We start from the raw sequence: 26,471 nt of genomic DNA on the forward strand, positions 1-26,471 counted from the left end.
ATCCTTCATTTGGCGCGCTGGATGCGCAGCCGGCGCCGGCGGCCCGCAATCGCCGAAAGGCCCGATGCTGGATCTACCGCCCGGCAAGTATCAGTACGCGCTGCGCCTGCCCGGGCAGCCCGCTCGCAACGAGACCCTGACCGTAGCCGCCGGCGACGCCTGGGGCCTCCTGGTGGGGCCAAGCGGCGACGTGCTGCCGCTTCAGATGTATTGATCCCGCCGCCTGTGCCTGTAACGGCCAGGTTGAACCTGTCCGGTTGGTGGGGCGACTAGTCGTCCGGAGGCGGCGGCGACTGTGTCGCAGCCGCTGCATCGCGCGAAGACTACAACGCGCGACATCCCTGGAGAGTGGCATGACGACGGTGAGGCGCAGAACGAAGGTCCCGGCACGATGGCGGCTGTTCGCGTGCGGCCTCGCTCTTCTCGCGGGCGGCCTGGTCGCCGCAGGCGCCGGCGGATGGCTGCCGCACCCGTCACCGCAAACTTCGGCCGCACTCACACCGGCGGATCCCGACGCCGAGATGCCGGTGCCGAAGCAACACAACTTCTCCAGCTCCAACACCACCCATATGACCGGCATCGAAATCCCGCTGCGGGTCGGGCTCGAAGCCCATGTGCCGGCCCAGCTCAGCGATGTGCTCGCCTTCTACCGCACGGAGCTCGCAAAGCGCGGCTGGGAGGAAAGGCCTGAAAGCACTCTGGTTGCCGCCGATCATGTGCAGCTCGCCTTCGCCTCCCCCAAGGGGCCGGCCACCCTGAAGCTTGGCCGCGCGCAGGACGAGACCATTGTCAGCCTTGTGCAGCGGAATACGGAGGCCGCGGCGAAGGCCAATTTCCTGCCGATAGCAGGACAAGCGCGGCTGATATTCGGCTATCTCGCGCCGGACACGGCTTCGCTCACGATCAACGATCAGACCATCAAGATCGCGGGCGGCGTCAATCACCCACAAACGCTGGATCTGCCGCCCGGCAAATATTCCTACAAGCTGGTCGTGTCGGGCTATGCGGTGCGCACCGATACCATCACCGTAGCCTCAGGCGAGGCTTGGTCCCTCAGCTTGGGCGACGACGACAAGAAGCCGGATCAGATCTACTGAACCCAGTGACCTGTTCCGGGGCGCCACGGCGCCTGGGAACGCGCTTCTCCGCCCCGCAAAATCCACGCCTTCAAGAGCTAAAAACAGGACCTCGAATCGCCCTTTTCGCAAGCCCCAGAATCGGCCTCCAGGAGCCTTGAAAACCGGCAAAAAATCCCTATCTCGTCAAAGGGTTGCCGGAGGATACTTTGCGCTAGGCGCAAGCGGTCTTTCATGGCACAAATAGCCTGCAAATCAGCGCCTTTTGCGCGGCTGATTCGGGCGACATCTCGAAGGCCTCTCATGACAGAACCTGCTCGGCAGACGCCTGCCGAAAACGAGCCCTCAAATCCAAGCGATTACGGGGCGGAATCGATCCGCGTGCTCAAGGGTCTCGACGCCGTCCGCAAGCGCCCGGGCATGTATATCGGCGACACCGACGACGGCTCCGGCCTGCACCACATGGTCTACGAGGTCGTTGACAACGCGATCGACGAGGCACTCGCGGGCCATGCCACGCGCGTCGACGTCGTGCTCAATGCCGACAATTCCGTCACGGTGCGCGACGACGGCCGCGGCATTCCCGTCGACATCCACAAGGGCGAAGGCATCTCCGCGGCCGAGGTCATCATGACCCAGCTCCATGCCGGCGGAAAGTTCGACCAGAATTCCTACAAGGTCTCCGGCGGCCTGCACGGCGTCGGCGTCTCCGTCGTCAACGCGCTGTCGAGCAAGCTCGGCTTGCGCATCTGGCGCGACAACAAGGAGCACTACATCGAGTTCGCCCATGGCGATGCGGTCGCGCCGCTGGTAGTGGTCGGCGACGCGCCGGGCAAGCGCGGCACCGAGGTGACATTCCAGGCCTCGACGGAAACCTTCAAGAACATCGAATATGATTTTGCGACGCTGGAGCACCGGCTGCGCGAGCTCGCCTTCCTCAATTCCGGCGTCAACATCGCCCTCTCCGACATGCGCCATGCGGTCGAGAAGCGCGAGGAGATGCACTATTCCGGCGGCGTCGAGGAGTTCGTCAAATATCTCGACCGCAACAAGAAGGCGATCGTGCCGGCGCCGATCATGGTGCGCGCGGAGGCCAACGGCATCGGCGTCGAGGCCGCACTGTGGTGGAACGACAGCTACCACGAGAACGTGCTGTGCTTCACCAACAACATCCCGCAGCGTGACGGCGGCACCCATCTGGCCGGTTTCCGCGGCGCGCTGACGCGCCAGGTCAACGGCTATGCCGAGGCCAACGCCAAAAAGGAAAAGATCGCGCTGACCGGCGACGATTGCCGTGAAGGCCTCACCGCCGTTCTCTCGGTGAAGGTGCCCGATCCGAAATTCTCGTCGCAGACCAAGGACAAGCTGGTGTCCTCGGAAGTGCGTCCCGTGGTCGAGAACGTCCTCAACGAGGCGCTCCAGGCCTGGTTCGAGGAGCATCCCTCGGAAGCCAAGATGATCGTCGGCAAGGTGATCCAGGCCGCCGCCGCGCGTGAAGCCGCGCGAAAAGCGCGTGAGCTGACGCGCAAGAGCCCGCTCTCGGTCTCCTCGCTGCCCGGCAAGCTCGCCGACTGCCAGGAAAAGGACCCGGCGAAATCCGAACTCTTCATCGTCGAGGGCGACTCCGCAGGCGGCAGCGCCAAGCAGGGCCGCAACCGCGAATTCCAGGCGGTGCTGCCGCTGCGCGGCAAGATCCTCAACGTCGAACGCGTCCGCCCCGACAAGATGCTGGGAAGCGAGCAGATCGGCACGCTGATCACCGCGCTCGGGACCGGCATCAGCGACGAATTCTCGATCGAGAAGCTGCGCTATCACAAGATCATCGTGATGACGGACGCCGACGTCGACGGCGCTCACATCCGCACGCTGCTGCTGACCTTCTTCTACCGTCAGATGCGCGACATCATCGACGGCGGGTACCTCTATATCGCCCAGCCGCCGCTCTATAAGGTCAGCCGCGGCAAGTCCGAGCAGTATCTGAAGGACGAGCGGGCGCTCGAGGATTATCTGATCGACACAGGCCTCGACGACTGCGTCTTCATTCCCGGCGTCGGCGGTGATCGCACCGGCCGCGATTTGCGCTCGCTGGTCGACGACGCCCGCACCGTCCGCAGCGTCCTGCGCAATCTGCACAGCCGCTACAATCGCAAGGTGATCGAGCAGGCCGCCATCACCGGCGTGCTCAACAAGGCGATCTACGGCGATCCCGAGAAAGCCGCCGCAGCGGCACAATACATCGCGGGACGGCTGGACAACCAGGCCGAGGAGGTCGAACGCGGCTGGGTCGGCCAGTACGTGGAAGGCCAGGGCTTCCAGTTCGAGCGCACCGTGCGCGGCGTCAAGGAAGCCGCCGTCATCGACGCCGCCTTCCTGGGCTCGGTCGAAGCCCGCAAGCTCGACGAATACACCGTGAAGCTCCAGGACGTTTATGCCCGCCCTGGCAAGCTGCGGCGCAAGGACGTCGAGCACATGGTCTACGGCCCGGTCGACCTGTTCGAAGCGGTCACCGACGCCGGCCGCAAGGGCATCACGCTGCAGCGTTACAAAGGTCTGGGCGAGATGAACCCGGAGCAGCTCTGGGAAACGACGCTGGACATCGATGCGCGCTCGCTGCTGCAGGTCAAGGTCAAGGAAGTCGACGAGGCCGACGACATCTTCACCAAGCTGATGGGCGACGTGGTCGAGCCGCGCCGCGACTTCATCCAGGAACATTCGCTGAGCGCGACGATCGATATCTGAGGCGCGCTGCTTCCGCAGCGTCATGGCCGGGCTTGTCCCGGCCATCCACGCCTTGCTCCGCGGAACAAGGAACGTGGATGCCCGGGCCTTCGCCTCGCCGAAGCGGCTTCGGCCGCGCAGGCGGGACAAGCCCGGGCATGACGGCTAGGCCGATCCCAGCATCGCTGAACCTCACCCCCCACCATCGCGACGAAACGGCATGAACCCGTAAGGCCAATTCCGGCCGGGATGCGCCACGCATGACCAGCTCTGCGACCACCAGTTCCGCCCTCCCCTCCCGCCGTCTCGGCATCATCGGCAGCATTGTCGGTGTGCTGGCGCTGATGGCGGCTGTGTTGCCGCACTGGGTGGTGCCGATGGTGTTCCCGCCGCCCCCGGCGGACCAGGTCATCGTCGACACCGGCCATCGCATCAAGGACCGCGTGATCGCGCGGGTGAAGGGCGTGGAGTATCAGGCGCCGAAGGTCGAGAAATCGGCTGGACGGAGCTGGAGCGAAACCGCTTCGGCCACCGCGATCTCGCTCGGCCTGCTCGCCATCCTGCTCTCGGTCCTCGCGCTGATCTTTCGGGAGGAGCGGCTCCTTGCCGCCGTGGCCGCGACGCTTGGCACCGGCGCCATCGCGATCGAGATTTCCTTCGTCATGATCGGCGCGCTGATCCTGATCGCGATCCTGTATGTGGTGGGGAATATCATCGGCCTGTTCTGAGCACCCGCGGCTACAAGTACCCATCCTCATCCTGAGGAGCCCGCGAAGCGGGCGTCTCGAAGGATGGCCGCGGGCGAGATATCCGGGCCTTCATGGTTCGAGACGCGCGTTCCGCGCTCCTCACCATGAGGGATTGGCAGCCTCTCCGAGGCTAACGGATCGGCAACAGCCGGTGGCCGCCGCAATTGCTCCCGCGCTCAATTCTCTGTAGTTTCCGCCCGAAACAGCCCCACCCAACAGGACAGCGAGAACCCCGTGGCGCCCATCCAGTACATTGTCGAGGGCGGTCACCGGCTCTCGGGCTCGATCGAGCCGTCCGGCAACAAGAATTCGGCGCTGCCGATCATCGCCGCCGCCCTGCTCACCGAGCATCCGGTGACGCTGGAGAACGTGCCGCGGATCCGCGACACCGAGACGCTGGTCGAGCTGATCCGCTCGGTCGGCGCGGCGGCGGAATGGACCGCCCGCAACACGCTGCACATCCACGCCAAGAGCATCCGCGCCGCCGACCTCGACCCCGAGCTCTGCGTCCGTATCCGCGCCTCGATCCTGCTCGCGGGCCCCCTGCTCGCCCGCTGCGGCGAAGTGATGCTGCCGCCGCCCGGCGGCGACGTCATCGGCCGCCGTCGGCTGGACACCCATGTGCTCGCGCTCGAACAACTGGGCGCCAAGGTCACCGCCACCGACCGGCTCGAATTCCGCGCGGCAAAGCTCGCCGGTGCCGACGTGTTTCTGGACGAGCCGAGCGTCACCGCAACCGAGAACGCGCTGGTCGCAGCGGTCGCCGCCGACGGCGTCACCCATTTGCGCAACGCGGCCTCCGAGCCGCATGTGCAGGACCTCGCCAATTTCCTGGTCGCGCTCGGCGCGCGAATCGAGGGCATCGGCACCAACACCATGATCGTGCATGGACCGGCGACGCTGGGCGCCACGACCTACCGGATCCAGCCCGACCATATCGAGGTCGGCTCGCTGATCGGGCTTGCGGCCGTCACGCGCTCCCCGCTTCGCATCGTGCGCGCCGGCGTCGAGCATCTGCGCTCGATCCGCATGGGATTCGAGCGGCTCGGCATCGTCTGCCGCATCGAGGGTGATGATCTCATCGTGCCCTCGAACCAGACGCTGAAGATCCAGGACGATTTCGGCGGCCACGTGCCGAAGCTGGAAGATCAGCCCTGGCCGGCCTTCCCGGCCGACCTGATGTCGATCGCGATCGTCACCGCCACGCAATGCGACGGCGTGATCCTGATGTTCGAGAAGATGTTCGAATCGCGGATGTTCTTCGTCGACAAGCTGATCGCCATGGGCGCGCGAATTGTTCTCTGTGATCCTCATCGCGCCATCATCGCCGGCCCCAGCCGCCTGCGCGGCGCATCGATGATCTCGCCCGACATCCGCGCCGGCATGGCGATGCTGCTCGCCGCGGTCTGCGCCGAGGGTACCTCCACGATCAACAACGCCGACCAGATCGAGCGCGGCTACGAGCGCATCGACGAACGCCTGAACGCGCTCGGCGCCAAGATCAGGCGCGTGCCTGAAAGGAAGGGCTGAGAAGTTCTCTCCGCGCCACAGTATCGTAGGGTGGGCAAAGCGTAGCGTGCCCACCGCTTCTGTTGCCGCGTTGGACTGATGGTGGGCACGGCGCAAGCGCGCCTTTGCCCACCCTACGGTTCCTGAGAGCCGCGCCCTTGGCTCCCGGGTCCCGGCTCGCGCTTCGCGCGTCCGGGACACGAGAGCTGGGCCATGTTTTCGACGTGCGGCTGTGCTATTGCAACCGCCATGCTCGACACCGTCCAGCCTCGTCCGCGGCCGCAAGCCGGCGTGCCGCAAAACCATCTCGCCGAAGAGTTCGTCGAGACGCTGCGGCTGGCTGTGCCGATGATGCTGACGCAGCTCGGGCAGATCGCGATGATCACGACCGATCTCGCGCTGATCGGGCGGCTCGGCGAGGATGCGGTCGCGGCCGCCGCGCTGGCGCACACGGTTTATTTCGTCAGTTTCACCTTCGGGCTCGGATTGATGGCCGCGGTGTCGCCGCTGGCCGCGCAGGCGTTCGGTGCCGGCGACGTCAAGCGCATCCGCCGCTCGCTGCGCGCCGGCCTGTGGGTCGCACTCCTGATCTCGCTGCCGATGATGGCCTCGCCGCTCTATGGCGAGCGCATCCTGCTGGCGCTCGGACAGGCGCCGCAATCGGCCGCGCTCGCGCAACGCTATCTGAACGGGCTGGCCTGGGGCATCGCGCCGGCGCTCGGCTTCATCGCGTTGCGCAGCATGATGAGCGCGGTGAACCGGCCGCAGCCGCCGCTGTGGATCACCGTTGCAGCGATCCCCGCCAACGCGGCGCTGGTCTATTGCCTGATCCACGGCCTGTTCGGCCTGCCGGAGCTCGGCCTGTTCGGCGCAGGGCTTGCGACCACGCTCGTCAATCTCGGCACCTTCCTCGCCGTGCTCGCCATCGCCGCATGGCGAAAGCCGTTCGCAGACTACCGCCCGCTCGCCCATCTGTGGCGGATCGACTGGCCCCTGATGCGACAGCTCATCGCGGTCGGCGCGCCGATCTCGTTTTCCCTGCTGCTGGAATATGGCCTGTTCTCGTCCGCCGCGCTGCTGATGGGATTGATCTCGACCACGGCGCTTGCCGCGCACCAGATCGCGCTCCAGGTCACAGCCGTGCTGTTCATGGTCCCGCTTGGCATCGGCATGGCGGCGACGGTCCGTGTCGGCCATGCTTTCGGCCGCGACGACCCGGCCGCGGTGAGGCGCGCGGGCCTCGTCGCGGCGGTGCTTGGCGTAGCGTTGGTCTCGGCCCTGACCGTTGCCATCATCCTCGGCCGCTACGAGCTCGGACGGTTGTTCTTCGGGAGCAGCGAGGCCAGCGCGGCCACTGTCGAGCTGACGGCGACCCTGCTGCTGGTCGGCGCGACCTTCTTCATCGCCGACGGCCTCCAGACCATCATGGCCGGCGCGCTGCGCGGCATCAACGATACAAGGATGACGTTGCTGTTCGCGGCGATCGGCTATTGGTGCGTCGCCTTTCCCATCGCCTGGGTGCTGGCCTTCAATGCCGGGCTCGGCGCGGTCGGCGTCTGGATCGGGTTCTCGATCGGCACGTTCGTCTATGCCGGCCTCCTGATCTTGCGCTTCCGCATGCTGACGCGCAGACTGGCGGGATGATCGGGATCATGGAGCCGGTGCGATGACCCTGTCCGTGGACCTCTTCTACTCCTACCGCAGTCCTTTCAGCTATCTGGCGCTGCCGAAGACGCTCAAGCTCGTCGAAGAGTACGATCTCGCGGTGAACCTGCGACCGGTCTATCCGCTCGCCGTCCGCGTGCCCGGCTTCTTCAAGAAGGCCAGTCCGAACTTCATTCGCTATGTGGTGCTCGACAGCACGCGCGTGGCGCAGCACGAGGGCATCCCGTTCCGCTTTCCGAGGCCCGATCCGATCGTGCAGGACAAGACGACGTTCGATGTTGCGGCCGAGCAGCCCTACATCCACCGCCTGACCCGGCTGGGTGCGATGGCGCAGCTCGAAGGCCGCTCGCTCGCATTCACCGATGCGATCGCGCGCGTGCTGTGGGACGGCTCGGTGGCGGGCTGGAACGAAGGCGATCACCTCGCGCGCGCCACTGAAGCGGCCGGCTTCGATCTCGCCGCGATGGATGAAGCGATCAGTGCCGACCCCGATCGCTACGAGCGGGTGATCGCCGAGAACGAAAAGGACCATGCCGCCTCCGGCCATTGGGGCGTGCCGACCTTCGTGTTCGAGAACGAGCCGTTCTTCGGCCAGGACCGCATCGACCTGCTGCTCTGGCGCATGGTGGCTAAGGGCCTGAAAAAGCGCTGACCGTTGTTTAGGACGCGTTTTCTTCACGCGAACCGCTATCCGCTTCGCTCGAAAACGCTCTTGCCGGCCGGCATGAACCGGTTTCCCTGAAACTGCGACTGAGACGTGGCGCCCCGATCCCGGCGGCGCGTTCGGAGGGTCGCATGTATCTGGCAAAGTTCTTCCACCGCGCACCCGACGATGACGATCGCGAGCTGATGCTGGTCCCGGGCAGCGATCCCATGGTGATCGGCATTCATATGAACTGGAAGGGCGAGCCCGACGCGAACGAATTCCTGCGCGAGGAATTTCCTGATATCGCCGGCGCCGCAGCGGCTTTCCGCCGCCATGTCGCCAAGCTGGTCGCGGCCGGCTATGTCGAGACGGATCATACCAACTACACGCTGCGCGACCTCGGTCCCAATCCGCGAGCCAAGCCGGACTGGCAGAAGGGGCTCGATGAGCTGATGATCCTGGCGCTCAGCGCGCCGATGGCCGAGCAGGCCGCGCAGCTCGACGCGCTCAAGGGCACTCCGGCCGAACATGAGCCGTTGTATCTCTGGCTCGCCGCTCATCACGGCAAGGCCGCAGGCGAAGATTTTACGCAGACCCTGCGCTTTGCCGAACAGGCGCGTGACGCGCTCCGCGCACGGCGGGCTGCGGGACAGTCGCATTACGCCTGGTCCATGTACGAAGGCGACCTTGAAGGTCGCATCCTCGAATTGCTCAGCGACGTCTATCTTCTCGCGGAAAATCCGGTCGCGGCGCTCGCGACGATCGAGCATCTCTGCAAGATCGCTCCGAACCATGATCGCATTCTCCAGCGTGCCGAGATTCTTTGCGGCTTCTTTCCGGAGCGACGGGAGGAAGCCTTTGACGATGCCTATCAATGGTCACGGTTCGGCGGCTACGATGTCATCACGCTGTTTCCCGGCTACGCCGAATATGAAGCCCGGCGCAAGGCAGGCACGACCGCAAAGGGCTGGCGCTGGAAGCCCGGCACGCCGGCCAGCGAAGCGGATGTCAGCGCGGCAGAGCAGGCCATCGATGTCAAACTGCCCGACGATTATCGCAATTTCCTGCTGAGCCGCGGCGAGACCGAGCTGCTGGTACGGCTGCCTGAATCGTCCTCCGAGCTACGCTTCTACGCACCGGACGAGCTGGCCACGCAGCTGCGCAACGTCCTCGACTTCATTGCTCATTCCGAGGACGAGCTCGAAGAGGCCTGCGCCTATTTCCGCAAGGAGTATGGCGTGTCGCTGAAACACCTGGTGCCCATCGCCGAGCCATCACAGCTCAGTCGCTGCCTGCTGCTCCATGTCGAGCCGGGCGAGCGACATGGCCAGTGCTTTCAGTGGGACCATGACGGCGCATGGGAGTTGGAGCAGAAGCAGCCCGGCTTCGATGTCGCGCTGAAGGCGCTGACCGACGGCATCGAGCAGCGCGACGCGGCAGCGCTCGCTTTCTTCGACCTCTAAAGAATCACTCCGCCACGCGCGCGGACTTGTCGGTCGAAGCCTCTGACCATTCGCCGACGACGCGATCGAGATCGCAGAGATTCTGGTGCATCTGCTCCAGCGAGAAGCCGATGGCAAAGAAGCGCTCGGCGGTGTCGCCGGGCTGGCCGCGGATCAGGCCGTCATGACGGACGGCGGCGACGGCCTCGGCATAATGCTGGAGCGCGACGTGGACCGGATGGATCGCCGGCGCGCCGGCGCCCTCGCGCAGCGCCGCGGCGGCGGAGCGAAGGAATCGCGCGATCACGGTCGAGACTTCCGTCAGCGGGGCTGCAAGCCGCATCTGCACCTCGGCCGGCAGCGGCACCACCGTGGCACGGCCGATCATCACGACGTCATGGCGCAGCCGCAGCACGGTGCGCAGCAGCGGGCCGGTGTCGGGGCCGCTCGACAGTCGCACGGAGCGTTCACGCTCGGCTTCGGCGCCGATCGCGTTCATGCCCACCATTGCCGTGCCGATGCCGTCCTGGATCCGGTGCAGCGCGTCGTTGTCGCGGCCGCGCGTGAGCCCCGCGAGCAGTTCGGTGAAGGCATCCGCGATCAGTTCGAGCAGCGTGGCCGCGCTGGCGCGGATCTGCCGCACGGCGCGGGACGGCAGCACTAGGAATGAGACCAGCAGGCCAGTGATGGCGCCCACCCCGACCTCGCTGACGCGGTCGATCGCCGACGCCAGGGGATCTGAATGATGCATGGTCGGAACCAGCAGCACGATGATCGCGGTCACCGTGGCGGCGTTGAGGCTTGGGTTGATCGCGGCCACGAAGGCGAGCGGCGCGACCGCCAGCACCAGCAGCCCCAACAGGCCCGCCTCGGTGGAATAAGGGATCAGGATCGCGATGGCGCCGCCATAGATGGCGCCGCCGATCGTGCCGAGCACGTAGTCGCGCGTCGCCTTCAGCGAGCGGCCGACGCTCATCTGGGTCACGATCAGCGAGGTCAGCACGGCCCAGAGCGGCAATAGCAGATGCAGCGCGGTGGCGATCGCATAGGCCGCCACTGCGGCCACCGTGACCCGGATCGCCAGCCCCAACTGCGTGCGTCGTGATCGGATCCGGTCGAACATTTGTCTTGCGAATGCCATCGTCGAATGTCCCGGTCCGATCCTCTTGGAGCCTGCCAAAAGCATGGCTGATGCCCGCGGCCCCAAGGCCGCTTGAAAGGCCAAATCAGCCCGCCTAACTTGCGCGCCAAAACGAGGAAACACGATGGCTCACGAAACCGCAACGCTCGCCGCTTATGTCGTCAATCTGAAATACCAGGATATTCCGGCGGAAGTGCTGAATCGCGCCAAGGTGCTGACGCTGGACTTCCTCGGCAGCGCCATCCGGGCCCGCAGCGAGGCGGAATCCACCCCCTCGATCCTGAAGATGCTGGAAGCGCTCGCGCTCGACACCAAGGGCGAGTCCACCGTGTTCGGCGACAGCAAGACCTGGACGCCGGCGGTCGCGGCACTGCTCAACGGCGCGCTCGGCCATTCCCTCGATTTCGACGATACGCACGCGGATTCCTCGCTGCATCCGAGCGCGCCGGTGGTTCCGGCCGCCTTCGCCGTCGGCGAGATGGTCGGCGCGTCGGGCCGCGACGTGCTGACCGCGATCGTCGCGGGCTATGAGGTCTGCTGCCGGCTCGGCAACGCGCTCGACCCGACCTCGCATTACGCGCGCGGCTTCCACCCGACCGCGACCGCCGGCACCTATGGCGCGGCGGCCGCCGCGGGCAAACTGTTCGGCCTGTCCGAGCAACAGATCATCGCCGCCTTCGGCGTCTCCGGCAGCCAGGCCGCGGGCTCGCTGCAATTCCTGGTCAACGGCGCCTGGAACAAGCGCTACCAGGTCGGCGCCGCCGCGATGAATGGCGTGATCGCCGCGACGCTGGCGCGCAACGATTTCGTCGGCGCGAGCGAATCGGTCGAGGGCAAGCACGGCCTGCTCGCCGGCTACACCGACAACGCGCATCCGGCCAAGGCGGTCGCCGGGCTCGGCAAGACCTATGAGACGATGAAGATCGGCGTGAAGCCGTATCCGAGCTGCCGCTACACCCATGCGGCGATCGACGCGCTGATCGCGATGCGGCGCGAGCACAATCTGACGCCCGACCAGGTCAAGCGCGTCGAGATCGGCCTGCATCGGAACGGCATCACCTTGACCGGCGATGTCGCGACCAAGCGGCATCCCACCTCGATCGTCGGCGGCCAGTTCTCGATGTTCTTCACCGGTGCGCTCGCGCTCGACCAGGGCTCGTTCGGCTGGGACGATTACAACCGCCTTGGTGACGCCGCCATCGACGCGCTCGCCGACAAGTTCGACGTGGTGCAGGACGATCGGCTCGAGGTCGGCCGCACCCACCCGTTCGGCGCGCGCGTCAGCATCACGACAGACGATGGCGTGCATGAGCGGCTCTATGCCGATCCCTCGGGCGAGCCGAATTCGTTCCCCGACGCGCAGGCGATGCAGCAGAAGTTTCTGACGCTGGCGCGCCCGGTGCTGAACGCGCGCGCGGAGAAGTTTGCGGACGCGATCATGACACTGGAGCGGTTCGACCGCGTGGCGAAAGCCACGGAGCTGGGGAGGTAGGAGCTGCTTACCCTCCCCTGGAGGGGGAGGGTCGGCTCATATAGAGCGCAGCGAAATATGAGACGGGGTGGGGTGACGGTCCCTCCGCATTCAACAGTGCCCGTGCGGAGGGTTCACCCCACCCCGCTCGCGCTGCGCGCGATCGACCCTCCCCCTCCAGGGGAGGGTAAGAGACAGCGCTCTGCTGCTGTCATCAATCCACCCCCGCCATTTTCCCCTTCTCGCGCGTCACCGCCACCACATCCCGCACCAGATCGAACACGCCATCCGCTTCCGGCGGCCAGTTGGACGAGCGGCCCAGCCGCACGATCACCAGACGCTCCGAGGGAATGATGATCGTGTACTGCCCGATCGTGCCCTTGGCGAAAAACGCATCGCGCGGCCAGCCGTGCTCCACGCGGAAATTCGCGCCAAAGCTGTCGCCCCGGTTGGTCCAGAAGCCGGCGCCGATGCCGACCAAGGCATTCGGCGTGGCTGACGCCGCGTAATTCACCCAGCCCTCGGGGAGGATACGCTTGCCGCCGGCGACGCCGTCATTGAGATAGAGCTGACCGAAGCGCGCCCAGTCGCGCGCGGAGGCCAGCATCTCGCTCGATCCCTCGATCGTGCCGGCGCCGTCGAGCTGGAGCGTGACGTGGCGCATGCCGAGCGGCGCGAACAATTCACGGCGCGCGAAGCGCAGCGCGTCCGCGGGGCTGCCGCCGGAAGCATTGCGGATCAGATGCGCGAGCATGATGGTGTTGCCGTCGTGATAATTCCACACCGCGCCCGGCGCGGTGGCAAGCGGCATGCTCGCGGCATAGGCGGCCATGTCGTCCTCGATGAATTTCATGCGATTGACCGGCTCGAAGGCGGAGCCGAGCGAAGCCTGCAGCGAGCTGCCGAGCGCGAGGCCCGCGGTGTGCCGCAGCAGCTGGTCGACGGTGATGGCGTGGCGCGGATCATCCGGATTTGTCCACGCCGCGACCGGCGCGGGCCCGTCGAGCTTCAGCTTGCCCTGGCGCACGAGAATGCCTGTTAGCGCCGAGATCACCGACTTCGTCATGGAGAAGCCGAGCAGCGGCGTCTCGGGCCCGACACCATCCGCATAACGCTCGGCGATGACGCGGCCTGACTTCATGACGACGATGGCGCGGGTGCGGCGGGCGGGCGGTTGCGCGGGTTCGGTGAAGGCGCGATCGAGTGCGGCCGACAGCTCCGGGCTTTGTGGCGGCACGATCGAGGGTCCCGCGATCTCGGGGAGCAATGCGGGCTGCTTGTCGTCGGCCGGCGGCGCGACGTCGGCGATATCAGCTCCGTGCTCCAGCGTACAGCCCAGCCCCTCGCGATAGACGGCATGGCTACGGCCGAGACCGAACAGCGTCACGGTGACGTCCTTGCGCGCCCGGTCGATCCGGTAGTCCATCGCCCAGGTGATCAGGCCCGTGCCGGGCATCGCGTCGGTGGTCTCGGTGAAGGTGCGCTGCGGATCGAGGCCGGAGACGAATGTCTCGGCGCAGAGGATGTCGGCGAGGAAGCCGGTGGCGACCTGCGGCGCAGTGCGCGCGCGAGCCGCGCCGAACGCGAGGCCGAGACAGGCGACGGCGGTGGTCAGGAGGATGATCTTGCGGCGGCGGGTCACGGGCTTTCTCCGGCTGGGGCGTGTGCCGGGAGGAAGCCGGAGCGGGCGGAGGAGTGCTCGCCGGATTTGGAAAATGGACTGGCTGAAACTGAACCGGGCTGGTCGATTCTGGAATTTCGGCGTGATTGGAAAGGGTTAGAACTTACGCCGCACTCACCTTGAGCCGCCGGTATTCCGTCGGCGTCACGCCCGTCACCGCCTTGAAGGCGCGGTTGAAGGGACCGAGCGATTGGAAGCCGGCGTCCATCGCGATGGTGATGACTGGGACCTCGGCCTGGGCGGGATCGGCGAGCGCCGCCTTGGCTTCCTCGATCCGGTGGTTGTTCAGGAACACATTGAAATTGCGGTAGCCGAGCCGCTGGTTGATCAGCCGGCGCAGCCTGTATTCGGGAATTTTCAGCCGGCCCGCCAGCACGCCGATGGTGATGTTCTCCTGGCGATAGATCCGCTCGTCCGCCATCAGGCGCATCAAGGCGTCGGTGAGTTTTTGGTCGGCGGCGTCCTCGGCCACAGGCTGGCTCGGCGCGATCGCCGGTGCGGGCTCAGCCGCGACCGGAAACAGGTCCGCGCCATCGACACGCATCATCGCGTAGGCGATGGCCGCGACGACGCAGGCCAGCACGCCGGCATTGATGGTGTTGGCGGCATCGCCGACGTCGCTGCCGGCGACGGCAATCTGGAGCAGTGCGTTCAGTCCGCCATAGAGCGCGGCGGCGCAGACGATGAAGACGCGGACACGCCGCCGGCGCTCGACCAGGTCGGCCGGCCACGAGGCGATCGTCTGCCCTACCGCGAGCGCGATGAAGCCGAGCACGATCAGGTTCACCACGGTGACGGAGAACCGCACGTTCCCGCCCGGCGCGGTCCAGACGCACCCGGCGAAGCTGAACGCTGTCACCAGAGCCCAAATCAACCCATGCCACCAGCGCAAGCGAAAATCGTCGTCGAACAGCGCGCGCGTGAACAGCCAGAACACCACGATATTGCCGGTCGACAGTGCGATCAGCGGCGCATGCCAGGCCGGCACCAGCGACGTCACGCCAACCGAATAGCTCACCGCATGCGCGGCCGAGCCGAGCGCGAAGGCTGCGCCGAGGCGAGCCGCCAGCACGTTGCGGAAGTCCGAGAACAACGATGCCGCCAACACTAACAGCAGCGCCACGGCGCCGGCGCGAAAGGCAAGTTCGAGATGGGCAAGCAGCATCCGGTCGACCCGATCGCGCACGCACGCGCGTGACGCGAACCTAGTTCAGATCAAAGACCGATTCAATTTCGCCGGGTCCACGCGGCGCGCGACGTGATCCAGGCGTCGGCCGGCTTGCCGAACAGATCGATCTCGCGCTCCTTCCGGGCGCCCAGGCTGCGCGCCACGCCCTGCGACGGCGTATTCGTGCTCTCGATACAGTGCATGATCTCGTCGATCTCAAAGCTGTCGAACACCCAGTCGATCGACGCGCTGGCCGCTTCCACCGCATAACCTTTGCCGCGGAATTCCCTGGCGATGCCCCAACCGACCTCGAAGCCGGGCCAGCCCGGCGGACACCACGGACCAACCCGCCCGATGTAGCTGCCGCTCGATTTCTCCTCGACCGCAAACATGCCGAAGCCGTGGAGCGCCCAGTGCCCGGAGATCACGGCCGCGTTACGCCAGCCGGCAATCTCGGTCGTGACCGGCTTGCCGTCGGCGGCGATGAAGCGGGCGGTGCCGGGATCGGACAGCATCGCTGCGTTCGGTGCAATATCGCCCGCGCGCCATGGCCGCAGGATCAAATGTTCCGTCTCGATTCTGGGTCCTGTGACCTCGAGCAGCCTGGCGCCTGGCTTGAGCGGTGGGATCATCGGTCTTCTCCCGTTCCCGACATTGTTCTGTTACGATCATACCAGCAAGAAACAGGAGACCAAGATGAGCTGGCAACCCTCGAACGATCCCGTGCTCGGCGATCCCATGTCCTGCGACGCACTCGATCTCGTCATCGTGCCACGCACCCGCGACCTCGGCGACGGATTCGTGGTGCGGCGCGCGCTGCCGCATGGCAGGCGGCAAATGGTCGGGCCCTTCATCTTCTTCGATCATTTCGGCCCCGTGCAGTTCGTCTCCGGCAAGGGCATGGACGTGCGGCCGCATCCGCATATCGGGCTTGCCACCGTCACCTATCTGTTCGACGGCTCGATCATGCATCGCGACAGCGAGGGCAACGTCCAGGAGATCGCGCCCGGCGCGATGAACTTGATGACCGCCGGCCGCGGCATCGCCCATTCCGAGCGCACCCCGGACGCACAGCGCGCCTCGGGCCAGCAGATGCTGGGCCTGCAAAGCTGGATCGCGCTGCCGGCCGGATCCGAAGAGATCGCGCCGTCGTTCCAGCATTACGGCGCGGGCGATCTGCCGATGATTTCCGAGCGCGATTTTACCGCGCGGGTGATCGCGGGCTCCGCCTTCGGCATCACCTCGCCGGTGACGATGGTGTCGCCCTGGTTCTACACCGAGGTCACGGCGGTCGCGGGCGCCAGCGTGCCGCTCGACCCCGACCACGAGGAGCGCGCCATCTACGTCGTCGACGGCGAGGTCGAGATCGCGAACGAGCGGTACGAGGGGCCGCGGCTGCTGATCTTCCGGCCCGGCGACCGCATCACCGTGAAGGCGTTGAAAGCGACGCGCATGATGTTTCTCGGTGGCGATGCATTGGAAGGCCCGCGCCACATCTGGTGGAATTTCGTCTCCTCCAGCAAGGAGCGGATCGAGCAGGCCAAGGAGGACTGGAAAACCGGCCGCTTCGCCGGGGTTCCGCAGGAACATGAGTTCATTCCGCTGCCGGAATAGGCTATCCCGATTTAGGCCGTACCATCCAGTGCGGCCTGAATCTCCTGTCCGATGGACTTGTCTGCGAAGGCCCTGCCGATGACCGCCATGCTCTCCAGCGACCTGCCCCTGCCCAAGATCGGACGCGGCAAGGTGCGCGATATCTACGCCGTCGACGACGACCGCCTGCTGCTCGTCACCACCGACCGCATCAGCGCCTTCGACGTCGTGATGGGCGAGACCATCCCGATGAAGGGCGCGGTGCTGACCCAGATCAGCGCATTCTGGTTCAACGAGCTCGAAGGCGTGGTGCCGCATCACATGATCAGCGCCGACGCCGACGAGATCATTGCCGCCGTGCCGGCCTTGAAGCCGCATCGCGCCGAGATCCTCGGCCGCGCCATGCTGTCGCGCCGCACCACCGTCTTCCCGATCGAATGCGTGATCCGCGGCTATCTCTCGGGATCGGCCTGGAAGGAATATGCCGCCAGCGGCACGCTGGCCGGCGAGAAGCTGAAGGCGGGCCTCGTCGAGAGCGAGAAGCTCGATCCTTCGATCTTCAGCCCCGCGACCAAGGCCGAGACCGGCCATGACGAGAACATCACCATCGCCAAGATGCGCGAAGTCGTCGGCGACGAGGTCGCCTACACGCTCGAGAGCATGACGCGCGCGGTCTATACACTCGGCGAGGAGCTCGCCCGCGAGCAGGGCATCATCATCGCCGACACCAAGTTCGAGTTCGGCTGCGACAAGGATGGCCGCATCATCCTGATCGATGAGGTCATGACGCCGGATTCTTCGCGCTTCTGGGCGGTCGATGCCTACAAGCCCGGCCAAGCGCAGGCGAGCTTCGACAAGCAGCCTTTGCGCGATTATCTCGACGTCGAGCGCCACGCCGGCCGCTGGAACGGCGACGCGCCGCCGCCCCCGCTGCCCGCCAGCGTCGTGGATGCAACCAGCAAGCGCTATCTCGAAGCCTACAGGCGCGTGACGGGGAAAGAGCTGAAGATTTAGCCCGGCTGTTTCGTCTCGCTCCGTCATTGCGAGCGAAGCGAAGCAATCCAGAATCCCTCTGCGGTAACGGTCTGGATTGCTTCGTCGCTTCGCTCCTCGCAATGACGGGATTGGAAAGCTGTTCGCCACACCCTCAACTGTCATCGCCCGGCTTGACCGGGCGATCCAGTATTCCAGAGACGGCGATGGGATACGGAGAGGCTGCGGCGTACTGGATTCCCCGCTTTCGCGGGGAATGACAGCGGTGGGCGTGGAACGGCTTTCTGCCACGACACTAAATGTGCGCCAAAGCTTCGGTTTTTCCGTCCACCATATGATTGACCATTCACACGTTGTGAACGGGATCCTCACCGGGTCGCGGCAAAACTGTCGGATATTTCACAGTTACAAAAATCCAGTTGCGCTAAGCCCGTACTCGTCTACGTCTCGGGACGGGACTTTTCAGGGGCGAGCGCAACGGCGTGACCGATCCAGCAATTATTTTCAGCCCGGCTTCGCGATTCAATCCGGCCCTCAAGCGTGCGTTGAATGATATATTGGGCGGAACGGCGGCCAGCGTCCTGACCGTCACCTTCGGGCTGTCCTATTCGCTGCTGATCTTCGCCGGGCCGCTCTCGCCGTACCTGTCCTACGGAATCACGGCGACGTTCGTCAGTTCCGCGGTGCTTGCGATCGTCATCGGGCTCGGCAGCTCCCTGCCTTTCGCAATTGGTGCTCCCGACAGCTCGACCGCGGCGGTGACGGGAATTCTGGCAGCCTCGGTGGTCGAACGCCTCGAGACGGCGAACCTGTCGGCACCGCTACTCTCGCCGGTTCTCATCACGCTCGGCCTGTCGACGGTGCTGACCGGATTGGTGCTGTGCGGATTGGGCCTGACGCGGCTGGGCCGCGCCATCCGCTACGTGCCCTATCCCGTCGTCGGCGGCTTCCTCGGCGCCACCGGGCTTCTCATCGCCCTGGGCGCGGTGCGGGTGATCACCAACCACCCGCTCCAGCTCACGACGCTGACGCACTTCACCAACGGCACCACATTGCTGGAGCTGGGCGCCGCCTGCGCGATGGCGCTGGTGCTGTACCTGACCTGGCATCGCTCGCGCAGCCCGTTCGGACTGCCGATCATCCTGGTCGGCGGCGTGCTCACGGCGCATCTGGCGTTCTGGATCACCGGCGTTTCATTCGATCACGCTCGCGCCCTGGGCTGGACCTTTCAGCCGCCGCCGCAGGCGGTCTTCGTGCTGCCCTGGCACACCGACGATCTCGCCCGCTATCCCTGGTTTGCCGTGCCGGATCTGCTCGGCAACGTGGTTGCCGTCATCTTTGTCACGGCCTCGAGCACCCTGTTCAACACCACCGGCATCGAGGTTGCCGTGCATCGCGAGGCCAATCTGGAGCGCGAGCTGAACGTCACCGGTGCCGCCAATATCCTGACCGGCATGCTGGGTGGCTATGCCGGCTGCAGCTCGATCAGCCGCTCGATCCTCAATTTCTCCAGCGGCGGCCGCGGGCGCTTGTCCGGTCTTACGGTCGCGGCACTGTCGCTGCTGATGCTTGCCGTCGCGCCCGATCTGCTCGGCTTCATCCCGAAATTCGTCATCGGTGGCCTTCTGCTCTATCTCGGTGCCGACCAGCTCCACAAATGGATCATCGAGTCGCGCAAGCGGCTCTCGAAGCTCGAATATCTCTCGCTGATCGCCATCATCGCGATCATCGTAACCTGGGGCTTCGTGCCGGGCATTCTGATCGGCGTGATCATCGGCTGCGCGACGTTTGCGTTCAGCGCCGCACGGGTGGAGTCGATCAAATACAGTTTCGACGGCTCGGAATATCGCTCCTCGCTCGACCGCTCGCGCGACGACCAGGACGTGCTGCTGGCCCATGGCGGCAACATCCAGGGTCTGAACTTGCAGAGCTATCTGTTCTTCGGCTCCGCCAACCGGCTCTACCAGCACGTCAAGCAGCTGCTCCAGGAGCGCCCGGAGCGCCGCTATCTGCTGTTCGACTTCAAGCTCGTCACCGGCGTCGATTCCTCGGCCGCCTACAGCTTCGCCCAGATCAAGCGCAGCGCGCATGATCTCGGCGTCGAGCTGATCCTGGTGCATCTGTCGGCGGCGGCCGAGAAGGTGCTGCGCTCCAGCGACTTCGTCGGCGAGGGCGTCACCATCATCGGCGAGCTCGATCATGCGCTGGAATGGTGCGAGAACGAGATCATCTCGCGGCATCAGGGGCGGGAGCAGGAAGAAGCCAGCCTGCGCGACTGGTTCACCGGGATACTCGACAGCGAGGCGGACGCCGACGCGCTGATCCACCGCTGCCAGCGCCTCGAGGTCGAGGCCGGCGACATCATCGTGCAGGCCGGCGACCCCGCCGATTCCATGCATTTCATCCTCGACGGCCGCGTCGGCATCATGGTCCCCGCCGACGACGACCGCACCACGCGCGTGCGCAGCCTGGGGCGCTACAACACGATCGGCGAGATGGGACTGGTGTCGAACACGCCGCGCAGCGCGACGATCCAGGCCGAGGTCGCCAGCGTGCTCTACGTGCTCAACACGCTCCAGTTCGACGCGATCAGGGACGAGGACCCCGCGCTCAGCCACAAGCTGCTGACCTATTTCGTGTCGGTCATGGCCGAGCGGCTGACGTTCGCGAACCGGACGATTGCGGTGTTGCGGCGGTGACGGACCTGTAGCCCGGATCGAGCGGAGCGCAATCCGGGCTACACGCTATTGGTCCCGCGGATTTACAAATCCATGAAGCTGCCGAATGCGGTCACCGTCCGACACCGCCATGTCGACGCCTGTGGCGGCAGGTGTTGCGGCTCCGGGCGCAGCCAGCGTCCAGCCGAACAGGATCTGATCGTGATGCGCATTCACGTGACCGGCGAGCGTGAAGCGGAGATCCGGAAGTCTCGCCTGCAAGGCTTGCACCAGGCGCTCGATCGCATCCTTTCCAGCCACCGAGTCATTCGGATCGATATAGACGCACGCGTCGCTGAAGACTCTGTCGATCAGCAACCGGCGCTTCCCGGCATCTCTCTCGTTCCAGACCGCGATGTAGTTCTGGACGAGATTGGTCACCTGTTCACTCATTTTGCTTCCTTCCCTGTCGCAACCATGTCTGCTACTTGCGAAAGTGTGTCGCGAACCATGGTGTCCAGACTGCTCGCGGTGACGCCCAGCAGTTTCTCTGTATCGCCGGCATCGAGCAAAAGCGGCTTTTCGAACAAATAGGCCATCTCGATCCCTTCGCTGAAGCCGATGCCTTCCAGCTCAGCCGGGGCGAGTCGCGACAGGCCAGGAGCGTCGATCTTCAGCGCGGCTGCGAATCTCCGTACCAGTTCGCGCACCGACGCCGACTGCGACGGCACGTGAAAGGCGCGGCCCCATTCTCCAGTGAAGCGCGACGCTGCAACCAGCGTCTTCGCCGTGTCCTTGGTGAAAGACCAGGCATGCGCGGCATCCGGATCGCCGAGGAAGGCAACCGGCTCGTTCCTAAGCAGCGACGGCAACGCCAGCAGGGAAAAATAGGCGACTGCGCCCTCGCCGAGATAATCGCTCGCCCGCACTTCAAGGGCGGGAACGCTCGATCGCAACGCACGCTGCCACATGATGTGCCGGGTCGTGCCCTTTCGGGTGGTCGGGTCCGGCTCCAGGTCCGGCGTGAGAGGGCTCGCAGATCCCGCGCCATAGCCATAGACATTCCCGACCACGAGCAGCCTGGCACCAACCTGCTCGGCCGCCTTGACCGTTCCGTCCATGATCGGAAAGAAGTCGGTCGGCCAACGATGATAGGCCGCCATCGCGCACATGAAGATCGCATCCGCGCCCTTGCTGAGTACCGCCAGCTGTGCGGCATCGGTGGCATCTGACGAAACCGTACGCACATCGCCGGCATTGAGCGATCCGGCATTCCTGCTGGTCAGGATGACACTGTGTCCTTCTTCCGCCAGAAGGCGCGCGGTTTCGCGCCCGACCGGGCCGGCTCCCACAATCACGTAGTGACTCACTTGGCATCCTCATTTGTCGGGAAACGACAGATGAGTTCTTTGACACCCGCGCCGTTGAAAATCGCGCACGATCCGCCAAATATCGAACACGTTCCGCCAAGATCTGGAGCCTGGCCCATGCGTGCGAGACCGAGTTCGGCGTCAACATCGGCCGGCGCCACCGCTGCGGCCAGGCGAACCGAGCCTGACGCCGTTGCGCTGGAGCCGATCGGCGATCACCGCATCATCATCCACCTCAGCCGGGCGACGCGCTCATTCTGTCTCGAGACCGGGGAGCAGTTTCTACGTCAGGCCGGCGATATCGATGTGGTTCCGTCCGGCGCCATCGGCGGCTTCGTGGCTGAGACGCCCTACCAGTCGCTTCAGATCCGGCTCGCACCAGGCATGCTGGACCATGCAGCATCAAGGAGTCGACAATTGGCAGCCGCCCGGCTCACGCATCATCATATGCTGCGGAATGACCGCATCGTTCTGCTTGGACAGGCTCTCGAAAGCGACGTGAAAGCGGGCTCGCCGAGCGGCCCGTTGTTTGCCGAAAACGTGGGAATGGCCCTGGCGGTCGAATTGATCAACCTGGCGAATGATCCGCCGGGAGAGGCCATCCGCCTCTCGAACGCGCAGCTCCAGAGAGTCCTCGCCTATATCGATGCAAATCTCGACCAGCCGCTCACAATCGACATTCTCAGCCGCGAGGCCGGCGTCAGCAGCTCACATCTGCGTACATGGTTCAAGGCGGCCATGGATGTCACGATTCATCGCTACATCCTGAGAAGGAGAGTGGAGCACGCGCGCCAGCTCCTCCTTCAAGGCGATCGCAAGCTAAGCGATGTTGCCCTCGAAGCGGGCTTTGCCCATCAGTCTCATCTGGCCAAATGGATGCGACGCGAGCTCGGACGCAGTCCGAGCGAACTGCGTCGAAGCAAGGACTGATCGGCGACGGTCTTAAACCCCCGCCATCATCACGTATTTGATCTCGACATATTCTTCCATGCCGTGACGCGAGCCTTCGCGGCCCAGGCCGCTTTCCTTGACGCCGCCGAAGGGCGCGACTTCGGTCGTGATCAGGCCGGTGTTGACGCCGACCATGCCGGATTCCAGCGCTTCGGCGACGCGCCAGACGCGGCCGAGATCGCGGGAGTAGAAGTACGAAGCCAAGCCAAACGGCGAGGCGTTGCACATCGCGATCACATCGGCTTCGTCCTTGAAGCGGATCACCGGCGCGAGCGGGCCAAACGTTTCTTCCTGCGCCACCAGCGAGTCCGACTTGACGTCGGCAAGCACCGTCGGCTCGAAGAAGGAGCGGCCGAGCTCGCTGCGCTTGCCGCCGGTGACGACCTTGGCGCCGCGCTTGACGGCGTCCGCGATGTGGCGCTCGACCTTGTCGACCGCTTTCAAATTGATCAGCGGGCCCTGCGTGACGCCGCTCTCGGTGCCATCGCCGATCTTCATCGCCGCGACCTTCTTCGAGAGCTTCTGCACGAACTCGTCGTAGATCTTGTCCTGGGCGTAGATGCGGTTGGCGCAGACGCAGGTCTGACCCATATTGCGGTATTTCGAGACGATCGCGCCTTCGACCGCGGCATCGATATCGGCATCGTCGAACACCACGAACGGCGCATTGCCGCCGAGCTCGAGGCCGAGCCGCTTCACGCCGACGGCGGCCTGCTGGTAGAGGATCTTGCCGACCGCGGTCGAGCCGGTGAAGCCGACGAAGCGCACCGCCGGGTGCTCGCACAGCACCTTGCCGATCGGCGGCGCGTCACCGGTGATGATGTTGAGCACGCCCTTGGGCACGCCGGCCTTCTCGGCGAGCACGGCCAGCGCCAGCGCCGAGAGCGGCGTCTCGTTGGCGGGCTTCAGCACCACGGTGCAGCCGGCCGCCAGCGCCGGCGAAACCTTGCGGGTAATCATCGAGTTCGGGAAATTCCACGGCGTGATGGCGCCGCAGACGCCGATCGGCTGCTTGATCGCGAGCAGCCGCGCATCGGGCCGCTGGCTCGGAATGGTCTCGCCATAGACGCGACGGGCTTCCTCGGCGAAGAACTCGATATAGGCGGCACCGATATCGACCTCGCCGAGCGCCTCGGAGAGCGGCTTGCCCTGCTCGGAGGTGAGGATCAGCGCGAGATCCTCGCGGTTGGCGATGATCAGCTCGAACCATTTACGCAGGATGTTGGAGCGCTGCTTGGCGGTGTGCTTGGCCCAGGCCGGAAAGGCGCGCTCGGCGGCTTCGACCGCCTTGGTCGTATCGTCCGCACCAAGCTGCGGAACCTTCGCGAGCTCGATGCCGGTCGCGGGATTGTTCACCGCGAAGACCGGCGAGCCGACCCAGGCGCCGTCGATGTAGCAGGCCTCCTTCAGCAACGACGGATCCTTCAACCGGTCGCGCAGATTGGACGTGGCTTGCGGGGCGCGTGCGGCGGCAGTCGGGGTCATGGCGTTACTCCTCGGGGCGCGATCGGATCGGCCCCGAATATAGGGACAGACGGCGCGCAATGCACCGTCCCGCAACGCACATCTGCTGGGAGTTAAAGTGGCAACGGCGCGGTTATGCCGCGCCACTCATATAAGTCTCGCGCCGGCCGATCATGCGCTCGGCGGCCGCCTTGGCGTCGGCCTTCGAGGACGTCGCGCACGTCCGGTATTCGAGATCAGGAACGTCGGAGGTGTCGCGGCGGCCGAACCAGGATTTCGAGCCCACCGGCAGCAGCGCCAGCGCCTGCGCCAGATTGTCGACGGCGCCGAACGAATAGAGCGCGCCGGTGCCGGCGATCCGGACCTCGTAAATGCCGGGCGAAATCGGCGCCTCGAGATTGTCGCCCCGTCCGGGACGGGGATAGCGCTTCCATTCGCTCCAGGTCGAAATCATCTGAGGTCCCCCTCGCGGCCATGAACGACCGCCAATATTTGCATCAAGTCTTAACGTTGGCCGTCGATTGGCCGCGTGCGGAAACGCCGCAACGCACAAAATGTTTCAAGTGCTTCAAACACGTGAAACATATCGCCAGAGCCCATCCACGGTCACGGTGAGTTGCGGCCATCCACCGCAGATTGTGACGGAGTGTTGCAGTTCAGCCCCCTCTCGTCCTGCGCACGCCGCGGACCGTCAAGTCACGACATCGCGACCGGCGCGGGCATCTGGACGCGCTTGCCGCGCGGACCGTGCAGGAGGACAATCATTCGCTTCCAACAATAATCAAACCGGAGGAAACGCGTATGCAAAGCAAAGCCCAGATCGACGAGATCCTGCGCCAGAAGAGCGACGCCAAGGAGATTCCCGGCGTCGTCGCGATCGCCGCCAGCGGCAGCGACGTGATCTATCAAGGCGCGTTCGGCAAGCGCGACCTGTCCAAGCCCGATGCGATGACTGACGACAGCGTGTTCTGGATCGCCTCGATGACGAAGGCGGTGACTTCAGCGGGCGCGATGCAGCTCGTCGAGCAGGGCAAGCTGTCGCTGGATGCGCCGATCGGTTCGGTGCTGCCCGACCTCGCCAAGCCGCAGGTGCTCGAAGGTTTTGATGCCAAGGGCGAGCCGAAGCTGCGACCGGCGAAGGGCGCGATCACGCTGCGTCAGCTCATGACCCACACCGCCGGTTTTGCTTACAATGTGTGGAACGGCGATCTCGCGGTCTATCTGGAGAAGACCGGAACCCCGAACATCTTCTCCTGCCAGGACGTCGCGCTGAAGACGCCGATCATGTCTGATCCCGGTACGCGCTGGGAATACGGCATCAACATCGACTTCGTCGGCAAGGCAGTGGAAGCCGTGAGCGGCAAGCGGCTCGATGCCTATCTGCGCGACAATCTCTTCACTCCGCTCGGTATGAGCGACACCGGCTTCAAGATCACCGACAACATGCGCCAGCGGCTGGTCGCCACCCATGCTCGCGGCGAGGATGGATCGCTGGCGCCGATCCCGTTCGAGATCGAGCAGAATCCGGAATTTTGCATGGGCGGCGGCGGCCTTTACGGCACTGCCGGCGACTACATCAAGTTCACCCAGATGATCCTCAACAAGGGCCGCGGCAACGGCAACCAGGTGCTGAAGCCCGAGACGGTCGCGCTGATGGGCCAGAACCACATCGGCGATCTCACCATTGGCAAGATGACGACGGTTGCGCCCATGTACACTAACGATGTCGATCTCTTCCCCGACATCGTGAAGAAGTGGGGGCTGTCCTTCCTGATCAATACTGCCAAGACGCCGGAGGGCCGCAGCGCCGGCAGCCTCGCCTGGGCCGGTCTCGCCAACACCTATTTCTGGATCGACCCGGCGCGCGATGTTTCCGGCGTGATCCTGATGCAGGTGTTGCCGTTCGTCGACGCCAAGTGCATCGAGGCCTTCACGGGATTCGAGCGTGGCGTATATGCCGGGCTCGATGCGGGCAGCGGGAAGAAGGCGGCCTAAGGGAGAGCCGCGCTCTCCCCACACGTCATGGCCGGGCTTGTCCCGGCCATCCACGCCTGACCTTGCTGCACGAAGAACGTGGATGCCCGGGCCTTCGCTGCGCCGAAGCGGCTTCAGCCGCGCAGGCGGGACAAGCCCGGGCATGACGACCGAAAAAGATCGCACTGACTATCTTTGACGAG

22 protein-coding genes are annotated in these 26,471 nt (G+C 65.2%); 14 read left to right on the top strand and 8 right to left on the bottom strand.

The features are described 5' to 3' along the window. The first annotated feature begins 64 nt into the window (after positions 1-64). The 8 genes from ABIB99_RS19875 (at position 65) to ABIB99_RS19910 (ending at position 9,826) form a co-directional block, all read left to right on the top strand. The gene (locus ABIB99_RS19875) at positions 65-214 is read left to right on the top strand and encodes a hypothetical protein (protein ID WP_354177221.1); all 150 of its coding nucleotides are present in this window, start codon (positions 65-67) and stop codon (positions 212-214) included. 139 nt (positions 215-353) lie between these two features. Next, the gene (locus ABIB99_RS19880) at positions 354-1,097 is read left to right on the top strand and encodes a peptidase associated/transthyretin-like domain-containing protein (protein ID WP_354177222.1); all 744 of its coding nucleotides are present in this window, start codon (positions 354-356) and stop codon (positions 1,095-1,097) included. Positions 1,098-1,379: 282 nt separating this feature from the next. Further along, the gene (gyrB, locus tag ABIB99_RS19885) at positions 1,380-3,815 is read left to right on the top strand and encodes a DNA topoisomerase (ATP-hydrolyzing) subunit B (RefSeq protein ID WP_166347611.1); all 2,436 of its coding nucleotides are present in this window, start codon (positions 1,380-1,382) and stop codon (positions 3,813-3,815) included. Between the two features lie 239 nt (positions 3,816-4,054). Next, positions 4,055-4,522 carry an inner membrane protein YidI gene (gene yidI, locus ABIB99_RS19890; RefSeq protein WP_354177224.1) on the top strand — a complete coding sequence of 156 codons (468 nt, stop codon included), beginning with the start codon at positions 4,055-4,057 and terminating at the stop codon, positions 4,520-4,522. Positions 4,523-4,777: 255 nt separating this feature from the next. Next, positions 4,778-6,073: a UDP-N-acetylglucosamine 1-carboxyvinyltransferase gene (murA, locus tag ABIB99_RS19895; protein ID WP_014491005.1), complete on the top strand. Its 1,296-nt coding sequence runs from the start codon at positions 4,778-4,780 to the stop codon at positions 6,071-6,073. A gap of 228 nt (positions 6,074-6,301) precedes the next feature. Next, positions 6,302-7,696: an MATE family efflux transporter gene (locus tag ABIB99_RS19900; protein ID WP_354177225.1), complete on the top strand. Its 1,395-nt coding sequence runs from the start codon at positions 6,302-6,304 to the stop codon at positions 7,694-7,696. A gap of 22 nt (positions 7,697-7,718) precedes the next feature. Then, entirely contained in the window at positions 7,719-8,369 is a 651-nt protein-coding gene (locus tag ABIB99_RS19905) for a 2-hydroxychromene-2-carboxylate isomerase (RefSeq protein ID WP_063980108.1), read from the top strand. 143 nt (positions 8,370-8,512) lie between these two features. After that, positions 8,513-9,826, top strand: a complete 1,314-nt coding sequence (locus ABIB99_RS19910; RefSeq protein ID WP_354177227.1) for an SMI1/KNR4 family protein — start codon at positions 8,513-8,515, stop codon at positions 9,824-9,826. A 4-nt stretch (positions 9,827-9,830) separates the two neighbouring features. Here ABIB99_RS19910 and ABIB99_RS19915 read toward each other — a convergent pair whose 3' ends face one another. Continuing rightward, the gene (locus ABIB99_RS19915; protein ID WP_063980110.1) at positions 9,831-10,946 is read right to left on the bottom strand and encodes an FUSC family protein; all 1,116 of its coding nucleotides are present in this window, start codon (positions 10,944-10,946) and stop codon (positions 9,831-9,833) included. Between the two features lie 124 nt (positions 10,947-11,070). Here ABIB99_RS19915 and ABIB99_RS19920 point away from each other — a divergent pair, with 124 nt between their 5' ends. After that, complete coding sequence (locus ABIB99_RS19920; RefSeq protein WP_354177229.1) at positions 11,071-12,438, top strand: MmgE/PrpD family protein; 1,368 nt, start codon at positions 11,071-11,073, stop codon at positions 12,436-12,438. A gap of 193 nt (positions 12,439-12,631) precedes the next feature. On the opposite strand, the gene ABIB99_RS19925 is transcribed toward ABIB99_RS19920, so the two are convergent. The 3 genes from ABIB99_RS19925 to ABIB99_RS19935 all read right to left on the bottom strand — a co-directional run bounded on the left by ABIB99_RS19925 (position 12,632) and on the right by ABIB99_RS19935 (position 15,898). Beyond that, positions 12,632-14,059 carry a serine hydrolase domain-containing protein gene (locus ABIB99_RS19925; RefSeq protein WP_354177230.1) on the bottom strand — a complete coding sequence of 476 codons (1,428 nt, stop codon included), beginning with the start codon at positions 14,057-14,059 and terminating at the stop codon, positions 12,632-12,634. Positions 14,060-14,201: 142 nt separating this feature from the next. Beyond that, on the bottom strand, positions 14,202-15,263 hold the full coding sequence (locus ABIB99_RS19930; RefSeq protein WP_354177403.1) for an AraC family transcriptional regulator: 1,062 nt from the start codon (positions 15,261-15,263) through the stop codon (positions 14,202-14,204). A 62-nt stretch (positions 15,264-15,325) separates the two neighbouring features. Further along, positions 15,326-15,898, bottom strand: coding sequence for a GNAT family N-acetyltransferase (locus ABIB99_RS19935; RefSeq protein ID WP_166347542.1), 573 nt, complete (start codon positions 15,896-15,898; stop codon positions 15,326-15,328). Between the two features lie 64 nt (positions 15,899-15,962). Here ABIB99_RS19935 and ABIB99_RS19940 point away from each other — a divergent pair, with 64 nt between their 5' ends. The 3 genes from ABIB99_RS19940 to ABIB99_RS19950 all read left to right on the top strand — a co-directional run bounded on the left by ABIB99_RS19940 (position 15,963) and on the right by ABIB99_RS19950 (position 20,551). Next, positions 15,963-16,880, top strand: coding sequence for a pirin family protein (locus ABIB99_RS19940; protein WP_354177232.1), 918 nt, complete (start codon positions 15,963-15,965; stop codon positions 16,878-16,880). 78 nt (positions 16,881-16,958) lie between these two features. After that, positions 16,959-17,873 (top strand): phosphoribosylaminoimidazolesuccinocarboxamide synthase, encoded by a 915-nt coding sequence (locus ABIB99_RS19945; RefSeq protein WP_354177405.1) that lies wholly within the window; start codon positions 16,959-16,961, stop codon positions 17,871-17,873. Positions 17,874-18,334: 461 nt separating this feature from the next. Beyond that, a complete protein-coding gene (locus ABIB99_RS19950) occupies positions 18,335-20,551 on the top strand; it encodes a SulP family inorganic anion transporter (protein ID WP_354177233.1) in 2,217 nt (738 codons plus the stop codon). A gap of 45 nt (positions 20,552-20,596) precedes the next feature. Here ABIB99_RS19950 and ABIB99_RS19955 read toward each other — a convergent pair whose 3' ends face one another. Continuing rightward, on the bottom strand, positions 20,597-20,950 hold the full coding sequence (locus ABIB99_RS19955) for a nuclear transport factor 2 family protein (protein ID WP_354177234.1): 354 nt from the start codon (positions 20,948-20,950) through the stop codon (positions 20,597-20,599). 8 nt (positions 20,951-20,958) lie between these two features. Beyond that, the gene (locus tag ABIB99_RS19960; protein WP_354177236.1) at positions 20,959-21,879 is read right to left on the bottom strand and encodes an NAD(P)H-binding protein; all 921 of its coding nucleotides are present in this window, start codon (positions 21,877-21,879) and stop codon (positions 20,959-20,961) included. Between the two features lie 30 nt (positions 21,880-21,909). Between ABIB99_RS19960 and ABIB99_RS19965 the strand changes: the two genes are divergently transcribed. Then, the gene (locus ABIB99_RS19965) at positions 21,910-22,809 is read left to right on the top strand and encodes a helix-turn-helix transcriptional regulator (RefSeq protein ID WP_187387847.1); all 900 of its coding nucleotides are present in this window, start codon (positions 21,910-21,912) and stop codon (positions 22,807-22,809) included. A 12-nt stretch (positions 22,810-22,821) separates the two neighbouring features. Here the strand turns inward: ABIB99_RS19965 and ABIB99_RS19970 are convergent, their stop codons facing one another. Next, positions 22,822-24,315 carry an NAD-dependent succinate-semialdehyde dehydrogenase gene (locus tag ABIB99_RS19970; protein WP_354177238.1) on the bottom strand — a complete coding sequence of 498 codons (1,494 nt, stop codon included), beginning with the start codon at positions 24,313-24,315 and terminating at the stop codon, positions 22,822-22,824. Between the two features lie 112 nt (positions 24,316-24,427). Continuing rightward, the gene (locus ABIB99_RS19975; protein ID WP_028150598.1) at positions 24,428-24,748 is read right to left on the bottom strand and encodes a hypothetical protein; all 321 of its coding nucleotides are present in this window, start codon (positions 24,746-24,748) and stop codon (positions 24,428-24,430) included. A gap of 347 nt (positions 24,749-25,095) precedes the next feature. Between ABIB99_RS19975 and ABIB99_RS19980 the strand changes: the two genes are divergently transcribed. Then, positions 25,096-26,289, top strand: a complete 1,194-nt coding sequence (locus ABIB99_RS19980) for a serine hydrolase domain-containing protein (protein WP_354177240.1) — start codon at positions 25,096-25,098, stop codon at positions 26,287-26,289. Positions 26,290-26,471 lie beyond the last annotated feature (182 nt).

It is taken from the genome of Bradyrhizobium sp. LA6.1 (assembly GCF_040547805.1).
Lineage (GTDB): Bacteria > Pseudomonadota > Alphaproteobacteria > Rhizobiales > Xanthobacteraceae > Bradyrhizobium > Bradyrhizobium barranii.

What these genes read in the sequence shown, in the direction of transcription:
- ABIB99_RS19875 (WP_354177221.1), top strand. Translation starts at nt 65, where the DNA reads ATGCTGGATCTACCGCCCGGCAAGTATCAGTACGCGCTGCGCCTGCCC.
- ABIB99_RS19880 (WP_354177222.1), top strand. Translation starts at nt 354, where the DNA reads ATGACGACGGTGAGGCGCAGAACGAAGGTCCCGGCACGATGGCGGCTG.
- gyrB (WP_166347611.1), top strand. Translation starts at nt 1,380, where the DNA reads ATGACAGAACCTGCTCGGCAGACGCCTGCCGAAAACGAGCCCTCAAAT.
- yidI (WP_354177224.1), top strand. Translation starts at nt 4,055, where the DNA reads ATGACCAGCTCTGCGACCACCAGTTCCGCCCTCCCCTCCCGCCGTCTC.
- ABIB99_RS19900 (WP_354177225.1), top strand. Translation starts at nt 6,302, where the DNA reads ATGCTCGACACCGTCCAGCCTCGTCCGCGGCCGCAAGCCGGCGTGCCG.
- ABIB99_RS19905 (WP_063980108.1), top strand. Translation starts at nt 7,719, where the DNA reads ATGACCCTGTCCGTGGACCTCTTCTACTCCTACCGCAGTCCTTTCAGC.
- ABIB99_RS19910 (WP_354177227.1), top strand. Translation starts at nt 8,513, where the DNA reads ATGTATCTGGCAAAGTTCTTCCACCGCGCACCCGACGATGACGATCGC.
- ABIB99_RS19915 (WP_063980110.1), bottom strand. Translation starts at nt 10,946, where the DNA reads ATGGCATTCGCAAGACAAATGTTCGACCGGATCCGATCACGACGCACG.
- ABIB99_RS19920 (WP_354177229.1), top strand. Translation starts at nt 11,071, where the DNA reads ATGGCTCACGAAACCGCAACGCTCGCCGCTTATGTCGTCAATCTGAAA.
- ABIB99_RS19930 (WP_354177403.1), bottom strand. Translation starts at nt 15,263, where the DNA reads ATGCTGCTTGCCCATCTCGAACTTGCCTTTCGCGCCGGCGCCGTGGCG.
- ABIB99_RS19935 (WP_166347542.1), bottom strand. Translation starts at nt 15,898, where the DNA reads ATGATCCCACCGCTCAAGCCAGGCGCCAGGCTGCTCGAGGTCACAGGA.
- ABIB99_RS19940 (WP_354177232.1), top strand. Translation starts at nt 15,963, where the DNA reads ATGAGCTGGCAACCCTCGAACGATCCCGTGCTCGGCGATCCCATGTCC.
- ABIB99_RS19945 (WP_354177405.1), top strand. Translation starts at nt 16,959, where the DNA reads ATGACCGCCATGCTCTCCAGCGACCTGCCCCTGCCCAAGATCGGACGC.
- ABIB99_RS19965 (WP_187387847.1), top strand. Translation starts at nt 21,910, where the DNA reads ATGAGTTCTTTGACACCCGCGCCGTTGAAAATCGCGCACGATCCGCCA.
- ABIB99_RS19970 (WP_354177238.1), bottom strand. Translation starts at nt 24,315, where the DNA reads ATGACCCCGACTGCCGCCGCACGCGCCCCGCAAGCCACGTCCAATCTG.
- ABIB99_RS19975 (WP_028150598.1), bottom strand. Translation starts at nt 24,748, where the DNA reads ATGATTTCGACCTGGAGCGAATGGAAGCGCTATCCCCGTCCCGGACGG.
- ABIB99_RS19980 (WP_354177240.1), top strand. Translation starts at nt 25,096, where the DNA reads ATGCAAAGCAAAGCCCAGATCGACGAGATCCTGCGCCAGAAGAGCGAC.